Annotated in this window: 1 protein-coding gene; it reads left to right on the top strand. The window is 51.7% G+C overall.

The features are described from left to right. On the top strand, positions 1–386 hold a 386-nt coding region (locus H6B10_RS15330; RefSeq protein WP_275951094.1), incomplete at its 5' end, for a peptide chain release factor-like protein. Positions 387–462 lie beyond the last annotated feature (76 nt).

The raw sequence follows: 462 nt of genomic DNA, 5'->3' as shown, positions 1-462 counted from the left end.
CCGGTGGCCAGCATATCAATAAAACGTCTTCGGCTATCCGGGTGACACACCTGCCTACCGGTATGGTGGTGGAGTGTCAGGATCAGCGCAGCCAGCGGGAAAACAAAGAACGTGCACTGACAGTATTGCGCAGCCGCCTTTTGCAGCAGAAGCAGGAAGCCTATGACGAAGCCTATAATGCGCAGCGGCAAAGCCAGGTGGGAACAGGGGATCGCAGCGAAAAGATCCGCACATACAATTTCCCGCAGGATCGTGTGACCGATCATCGTATTGGTCTGACATTGCGAAATCTGCAGAGCGTTTTGGACGGAGATTTGGACCGTGTGCTGGAGCCTTTGATTCTGGCCGACCGGGAAGAAAAACTCAAACAACATAGCGAGGAATAAAGATATGAAAACGCAGGTTTTGCCTGTTACAGAAGAGAGTATTGCGTTAGCAGCCAGGTTGCTTCAAAGCGGAGAA

It is taken from the genome of Gemmiger formicilis, from assembly GCF_016901605.1.
GTDB classification, from domain to species: domain Bacteria; phylum Bacillota; class Clostridia; order Oscillospirales; family Ruminococcaceae; genus Gemmiger; species Gemmiger formicilis_B.
Note: the sequence above shows the minus strand (reverse complement) of the source record. Positions and strands in the feature narration are given on the sequence as shown.